The sequence below is a fragment of the Collinsella aerofaciens genome (assembly GCF_001404695.1).
Lineage (GTDB): Bacteria > Actinomycetota > Coriobacteriia > Coriobacteriales > Coriobacteriaceae > Collinsella > Collinsella aerofaciens_E.
The window spans coordinates 1-467 of sequence record NZ_CZAQ01000073.1; the positions used below are offsets into that span (position 1 = coordinate 1).

At 51.0% G+C, this 467-nt stretch carries 1 rRNA gene; it reads left to right on the forward strand.

From position 1 onward, the window contains the following. Positions 1-79, forward strand: a 16S ribosomal RNA gene (locus AQ996_RS09515); the annotation flags it as partial. Between the last annotated feature and the right edge of the window lie 388 nt (positions 80-467).

Genomic DNA, 467 nt, shown 5'->3' on the forward strand with positions numbered 1-467 from the left:
GCCGAAGGTGTGGAGGGTGAGGGGGGTGAAGTCGTAACAAGGTAGCCGTACCGGAAGGTGCGGCTGGATCACCTCCTTTCTAGGGAGATAAGTTCTTAGAGAGACAAACTTTAACTCGAATAGAGGGCAGGAGCCCGTCCGGTAGATGTCCCGCCAGGATGAAGTCCCCGCAGCACCCGGTCCCCGGGGTCGCACCCGCGTACCTTGAGAGCCGCATAGCGATAGGAGAGAGATGGAAGATCCAATTCTTCCAGACTCGATTCTTTTCTGCGATTAAATAGAGAATGATAGCAATCATTCATCCGATCCAAACAAGAAGAATTCACTTATATATGAGTGAGGAGCATCTGATCGCGAGCACAGTGAAACACACTGTGCCGCGGTATGAGATACCCGAATTGCGACATACGAGCGCTATTCATGATATCGATTAATTAATTTTAGCGACACGTGGATATCCCGCGGGC